This window comes from Streptomyces sp. NPDC006294 (assembly GCF_042870895.1).
In the GTDB taxonomy this organism is placed as follows: domain Bacteria; phylum Actinomycetota; class Actinomycetes; order Streptomycetales; family Streptomycetaceae; genus Streptomyces.
On sequence record NZ_JBIAHV010000028.1, the window covers coordinates 55,725 to 62,025 of the forward strand.

The window sequence follows — 6,301 nt, forward strand, 5'->3', positions numbered from 1 at the left end:
CGGCATGCGCCGCTCTCCTCAGAAGGTCTTCCCTTCCTACTGGAGGCAGCATGCCCACCTCTGCAAGACCCGGGCCCCGTTGGCGCCGGAGAATCGCCACCTCGGCGGTGCTCGGATGCGCCGGGCTACTGGTCAGCAGCTCGATGACGATCACAGCACACGCGGCCGGGAACGACGGCGGCACCCCCGGCACGGTCGAGCCCCGTGCGACCGCCCCCGAGCGGCCCGTCTTCTCCGTGCCCGGCCGGTCGGCGGCCGGCAAGGACGACCGGGCCCAGGCCCGGGTGGCCGTCGCCGTCACGGCGGCGCAGCGCGCCGACTTCGACAACGACGGCTTCGGCGACCTCGCCTACCGCACCAACTCCGGTCATGTCTGGGCCGACTGGGGACACGGCGGCACCGCCGTCATCGGCACCGAGGAGTCGCAGGTCAAGGACCTGCTGCTGCCCGGCGACCTGACGGGCGACGGCAGGGCCGACCTGCTGACCCTGACCGCCACCGGTGCGCTGCGGCTGCACAACGGCGAGTACGCCACGTACGAGGGCGGACTCAACCAATACACCACGCTGAGCACCGGCTGGCAGGCGTACAACAAGCTCGTCGTCCCGGGCGACCTGTCCGGCGACGGCAAGCCCGATCTGCTGGCGCGCAGCACCGCGGGCCTCTATCTCTTCCCCGGCACCGGTACCGGCTTCGGCGCAGGGATCAAGGTCGGCGGCGCGGGCTGGGGCCAGTTCGACCAGCTCGTCGGCGCGGACGACCTCACCGGGGACGGCCTGGCCGACCTGGTGGTCCGCAACTCCTCCGGCCTGTTCGTCTACCCCGGCAACGGAAGCAGCACCGGCTACCCGTTCCAGGCGCGGACGCAGATCGGCGGCCCGGGCTGGCTCCAGTACAACCAGCTGGTCGGCGGCACGGACTACAACGGCAACGGTACGGCGGACCTCGCGGCCCGCTCGTACGACGGCACGCTGTACCTGTACGACGGCAAGGGCACCGGCACCTTCCAGGCCCGGGAGTCCATCGGCGAGGGCTGGGGCGTGGTGACCCAGCTGGCCGCCGCGGGCAACCAGCCCGGCTTCGGGAAGCAGGGCCTCATCGCCCGCACCGGCGACGGCACGCTGTACTACTACGACGGCACCGGCACCGGCCGGCTGTCGGAGAAGTTCCTGATCGGCACCGGCTGGGACCGCTCCGCCGTGCGGCTCACCCACGCGTCGACGCTCCGCGACGACGGCCACTCGGACCTGATCGTGCACAGCACGTACGACGGCCGCCTCTACAACACGGCGCAGTACGCGGAGTACGACGAGTACCTCGCGGGCGGCTCGAAGGCGTACAACCGGGTCGTCGGACCCGGCGACCTCAACGGTGACGGCAAGGGCGACCTGATCGCCCGCAGCTCGACCGCGCTCTACTTCTACGCGGGCAACGGCGACGGGCTGTCCATGAAGGGCCGCGTCCAGGTCGGCGGCAGTGGCTGGAGCCAGTACAACAAGCTGGTCGGCTCCGGTGACTTCAACCTCGACGGACGGGCTGACCTGATCGCCCGCAGCTCCGCCGGTCTGTTCTTCTACGCCGGCACGGGCAAGGCGAACACGCCGTTCTCCGGCCGGATCCAGGTGGGCGGCAAGGGCTGGGGCCAGTACAAGACGCTGTCGGCGCCGGGTGACATCAACGGTGACGGCATCGCCGACCTGCTGGCGTCCAGCTCCACGGGTCTGTTCTTCTACGCCGGCACCGGCAAGGCGTCCACGCCGTTCAAGGCGCGGGTCCAGATCGGCGGCACCGGCTGGAACCAGTACCCCGACCTGCACTGACCGGCACGGCGCGGCGATCACGGCCCGCGCCGCCCGGTGACCTCACTGCCCCGTCCCGCCACCGGCGGGGCGGGGCAGCGTGGTCCGGGCGGGCCCGGGCGGCGCACGAACGTGCCGGGCCCACCCCCGGCGGGCCCGGCAGCCCCGCCCCGAGGGCGGTCCGGACAGGGAAGGTGGCGAGAGGGAAGCAGCCCGCACCCGCCGCACCCCGGCTCACATGTACCGCTTGAGCTCCCGCCGTGCCAGGGACCGCTGGTGGACCTCGTCCGGCCCGTCCGCCAGCTTCAGCGTCCGCGCCGCCGACCACAGCTCCGCCAGCGGGAAGTCCTGGCTGACGCCGCCCGCGCCGTGGACCTGGACCGCCTTGTCGAGGATGTCCACGACCGCCCGCGGTGTCGCGATCTTGATGGACTGGATCTCGGTGTGCGCGCCCCGGTTGCCGACGGTGTCCATCAGCCACGCCGTCTTGAGCACCAGCAGCCGCAGTTGCTCCACGGTGACCCGCGCGTCCGCGATCCAGTTCTGCACGACGCCCTGCTGGGCGATCGGCTTGCCGAACGCCTCGCGGGACACGGCCCGGCGGCACATCAGCTCGATCGCGCGCTCCGCCATGCCGATCAGCCGCATGCAGTGGTGGATACGGCCCGGGCCGAGGCGCGCCTGCGCGATGGCGAAGCCGCCGCCCTCCTCGCCGATCAGATTCGAGGCCGGCACCCGCACGTCGTGGAACACGACCTCGGCGTGGCCGCCGTGGGAGTGGTCCTCGTATCCGTAGACCTGCATGGCGCGGCGGATCTCCACGCCCGGGGTGTCGCGCGGCACCAGGATCATGGACTGCTGGCGGCGGATGTCGGCGCCGTCGGGGTCGGTCTTGCCCATGACGATGAAGATCCGGCAGAGCGGGTTCATCGCACCGGAGATGTACCACTTGCGGCCGTTGACGACGTAGTCGTCGCCGTCACGGACGATCCGGGTCTGGATGTTCGTCGCGTCGGACGAGGCGACCTCCGGCTCCGTCATGGCGAACGCCGAGCGGATCTCGCCGGCCAGCAGCGGCTCCAGCCACTGCTTCTTCTGCGCGTCGTCGCCGAACTGCGTCAGCACCTCCATGTTCCCCGTGTCCGGGGCGGCGCAGTTCAGCGCGGTGGGGGCCAGATGGGGGCTGCGGCCGGTGATCTCGGCGAGCGGCGCGTACTGAAGGTTCGTCAGGCCGGCGCCGTACTCGGCGTCGGGGAGGAAGAGGTTCCACAGGCCCTGCCTGCGGGCCTCCGCCTTGAGTTCCTCGACGATCGCCGGCGTGTCCCACGGCGACGCCAACTGTGCGCGCTGCTCGTGCTCGATCTGCTCGGCGGGGTGGACGTGCTCGTCCATGAAGGCGAGCAGCTTGGCACGCAGTTCTTCGGTACGGGCGTCGAATGCGAAGTCCATGGGGTACTCAGCCTTCCTGGAGGGTGGTCAGACCGTGCTCGATGAAGAGGGGGACGAGATCGCCGATCCGGTCGAATCCGGCGCCGACGGTCTGGCCGAGGGTGTAGCGGTAGTGGATGCCCTCGAGGATCACGGCGAGCTTGAACCAGGCGAACGCCTCGTACCAGGAGATCGCCGAGGTGTCCCGGCCCGAGCGCTCGGCGTACCGCTCGATCAGCTCCGCCGGGGACGGGTGGCCCGCGGCGCCCGCCGTGGTGCTGACGGGGGAGTCGGGCAGCTCCAGCCGCTTGCTGTACATGACCAGCAGGCCGAGGTCGGTCAGCGGGTCACCGAGGGTGGACATCTCCCAGTCGAGCACCGCCGTGATCCGGTCGCCGTCCCCGATCAGCACGTTGTCGAGGCGGTAGTCGCCGTGGACGACGGCGGCCGCCGGGGAGGCGGGCAGCTCACGCCCCAGTGCGGCGTGCAGCTCGTCGATGCCGGCCAGCTCGCGGCCCCGCGAGGCCGCGAGCTGCTTGCCCCAGCGCCGCAGCTGTCGGTCGAGGAAGCCCTCCGGCCGGCCGAAGTCGCCGAGGCCGACCGCCTCGGGGTCGACGGCGTGCAGCTCGACGAGAGTGTCGACCAGGGACAGCACCGCTGCCCGGGTGCGCTCCGCACCGAGCGGCGCGAGCTGTTCCGCGGTGCGGTACGGGGTGCCGTCGACGAACTCCATGACGTAGAACGGTGATCCGAGCACCGACTCGTCCTCGCAGAACACCACGGGCTGCGGCACCGGGACCGCGGTCGGCGCCAGCGCGCTGATCACCCGGTGCTCGCGCTTCATGTCGTGGGCGGTCGCCAGCACGTGGCCGAGCGGCGGCCGGCGGACGACCCAGCGCGAGGCGCCGTCGGTGACGGCGTAGGTGAGGTTGGAACGGCCGCCCTGGATCAGCCGGGCGCTGAGCGGTCCGCCCACCAGCCCGGGCCGCTCACGGTCGAGATAGCCGCGCAGCTGCTCGGGATCGAGGCCTGGGGGGACTGAGCTCATGGTGGGCACCTCCGGGGGCGGACCTGGGAACGCGTTCATGATGACCGACCAGTCGGTATGTCGTCCAGTGGCCTGGTCGAAGCGAAGTCCGGATCACACCGGTGCGAGGCCGGCGGCGGGGCGCCCGCACGGTCGCCCCCCAGCCTGGGAAGCGCCGCGCGTCAGGCGTGGCAGGCCACCGGCGCCCCGCCGTTCATCGCCGCCATGTCGGCGAAGACCGCCGCGGCGTCCAGCGGCGAGCCCTCCGGCAGCCCGCCCAGCTCCGCGTAGGCCCGGTGCGGATTGGCCACCAGCCGCTCGCTCTCCCGCAGTCCGGCGAAGTCTCCCGCATCCGCCGCCCGCGCCGTCTCCAACGGGGTGAGCCCCTTGGCCCGCCCCTCCTCGGCGAGGCCGGCGACGAACCGCAGACAGCGCTCGGTCGCGTCGTACGCCGAGGGGTCGGTGACCGGACCGTGGCCCACCACCACCGGCTCCGGCGCGAAGACGCCGTTTCCGTAGGTGTGGTCGCCGTGGTGGTGGGTGTTGACGACGGTGCGGGGCAGCGGGGCGCCAGTCGCCAGCAGCGCCGCGCGCAGCGCCCGGGCCCGCCGCTCGGTGGCGGCGGTGTCGACGAGGAGGGTGGAGCCTCCGTCGCTGACGAAACCCGCGTTGTTCAGGCACCAGCCGCCGTCCGGCTGGACGTAGGCGTGCACGTGCGGCGCGCGTGCGACGGTCTGGGTGTATTGACCCGCAGCGGCGCGGGCGGTGGGCTCAGTGATCGTCCCAGTGGCCGTCGTGCTCCGCGTGGCGGTGCCCGTCGTGGACGTAGTCGACGTGGTCGCCGTGCACCACGGCGGTGTGGCCGCAGCCGGCGCCGTGCGTGTGTGTGTGCCCGCTGTGCGACACGTGCTCGCCGGGCTCGCACTCGTCCCAGTGGCCGGAGTGCTCACGGTGCAGGTGCCCGTCGTGCGCGTAGTCGACGTGGTCGCCGTGCGGGACCTCGGCGTGACCGCAGGCCGGGCCGTGGGCGTGCTGGTGCGCGGTGTGTTCCTGGTGGGCAACGGTCATGGCGCTCACCTCTGGTGTGATTCGTGCCGTTGTGTCCGTTCCAGGTTAGGCGGCGCGGGCGGACCGGGCTCCACGCGGCGCACCGCGCCGCGATGGCACGCCTGTCCGAGGCGTCACGTCATGAACGCGGCATGCCGGTACGCGCACGTCACACGACGACCGCGACCGCGAAGGCCGCCAGCGCCAGGACGCACACCACCGCGGCGATCGCGCCGCCCATCGGCATGGCCGGCGGCCGGGCCGCCGCCATCGCCCCGATGCGCCGGTGCGCGACCGCCAGGAACCCCAGCCAGGCGACCACGCTCAGCGCGACCGCCGCCACCGTGTCCTGCGCCGCCTGCCGGGCGGCGAGCACCGCCACCACCGTGCAGGTCAGCGTGGTCCGACGCCACGCGAGCCGGGTCCGCTCCGGCTGCAGACCGGGATCGCGGGCCGGGGCGGTCACACGTCACCCCACGCGACGACCACCACCATGGCGGCCGACACCACCGCGACCACGACCGCCAGCAGCGCGGGGAACCGGGACACCGGCAGATCCTCGCCGCGGCGCATCGCCCGCTCGCACCGCACCCAGTGGTTCACGGCCCGCACGGCACACGCCGCCCCGACGCCGATCAGCGCGAGGGCCAGCCCCGCCCGCACACCCCAGCGCAGGTCCGGCAGGAACTGGTCGACCGCGAAACCGCCGCCGATCAGAGCCAGCGCCGTACGGATCCAGGCGAGAAACGTGCGCTCGTTGGCGAGCGAGAACCGGTAGTCGGGTGTCTCGCCCTCCTCCCGGATCCGGGCCGGTGCGAACCACAGCCGCAGGCTCTGTACGAAGTCGCTCACGCTCCGCACCCTACGCGGCCGTGCCGGGCCGCCGTCGTCCTGACTCGTACGGGCCTCAGCCCGCTCTACCTTCTTGATCGGGTTGATCGAGCCATTCGTAGGGTTGGGTCGCCCAGGGGTGCTGGGTGTGGCTATCAGCCCGCTGCCG

At 72.4% G+C, this 6,301-nt stretch carries 7 protein-coding genes; 1 reads left to right on the forward strand and 6 read right to left on the reverse strand.

The window, feature by feature from the left end:
- The first annotated feature begins 143 nt into the window (after nucleotides 1-143).
- Nucleotides 144-1,820: a VCBS repeat-containing protein gene (locus tag ACFYOP_RS32980; RefSeq protein ID WP_356899204.1), complete on the forward strand. Its 1,677-nt coding sequence runs from the start codon at nucleotides 144-146 to the stop codon at nucleotides 1,818-1,820.
- A gap of 213 nt (nucleotides 1,821-2,033) precedes the next feature.
- Here the strand turns inward: ACFYOP_RS32980 and ACFYOP_RS32985 are convergent, their stop codons facing one another.
- From ACFYOP_RS32985 to ACFYOP_RS33010, 6 genes are all read right to left on the reverse strand, one after another.
- Entirely contained in the window at nucleotides 2,034-3,248 is a 1,215-nt protein-coding gene (locus ACFYOP_RS32985) for an acyl-CoA dehydrogenase family protein (protein ID WP_356899205.1), read from the reverse strand.
- Nucleotides 3,249-3,255: 7 nt separating this feature from the next.
- Entirely contained in the window at nucleotides 3,256-4,275 is a 1,020-nt protein-coding gene (locus ACFYOP_RS32990) for a phosphotransferase family protein (RefSeq protein ID WP_356899206.1), read from the reverse strand.
- Between the two features lie 161 nt (nucleotides 4,276-4,436).
- Nucleotides 4,437-4,967 (reverse strand): MBL fold metallo-hydrolase, encoded by a 531-nt coding sequence (locus ACFYOP_RS32995; RefSeq protein ID WP_356899207.1) that lies wholly within the window; start codon nucleotides 4,965-4,967, stop codon nucleotides 4,437-4,439.
- A gap of 58 nt (nucleotides 4,968-5,025) precedes the next feature.
- Nucleotides 5,026-5,322, reverse strand: coding sequence for a hypothetical protein (locus tag ACFYOP_RS33000; protein WP_356899208.1), 297 nt, complete (start codon nucleotides 5,320-5,322; stop codon nucleotides 5,026-5,028).
- A gap of 148 nt (nucleotides 5,323-5,470) precedes the next feature.
- Nucleotides 5,471-5,767, reverse strand: a complete 297-nt coding sequence (locus ACFYOP_RS33005) for a DUF202 domain-containing protein (protein ID WP_356899209.1) — start codon at nucleotides 5,765-5,767, stop codon at nucleotides 5,471-5,473.
- On the reverse strand, nucleotides 5,764-6,153 hold the full coding sequence (locus ACFYOP_RS33010; RefSeq protein WP_356899210.1) for a DUF202 domain-containing protein: 390 nt from the start codon (nucleotides 6,151-6,153) through the stop codon (nucleotides 5,764-5,766). The genes ACFYOP_RS33005 and ACFYOP_RS33010 overlap by 4 nt, the downstream gene beginning before the upstream one ends.
- Nucleotides 6,154-6,301 lie beyond the last annotated feature (148 nt).

Excerpts from the sequence above, each read along its gene's own strand:
- ACFYOP_RS33000 (WP_356899208.1), bottom strand. The coding sequence starts at position 5,322 with ATGACCGTTGCCCACCAGGAACACACCGCGCACCAGCACGCCCACGGC.
- ACFYOP_RS32985 (WP_356899205.1), bottom strand. The coding sequence starts at position 3,248 with ATGGACTTCGCATTCGACGCCCGTACCGAAGAACTGCGTGCCAAGCTG.
- ACFYOP_RS32990 (WP_356899206.1), bottom strand. The coding sequence starts at position 4,275 with ATGAGCTCAGTCCCCCCAGGCCTCGATCCCGAGCAGCTGCGCGGCTAT.
- ACFYOP_RS32980 (WP_356899204.1), top strand. The coding sequence starts at position 144 with ATGACGATCACAGCACACGCGGCCGGGAACGACGGCGGCACCCCCGGC.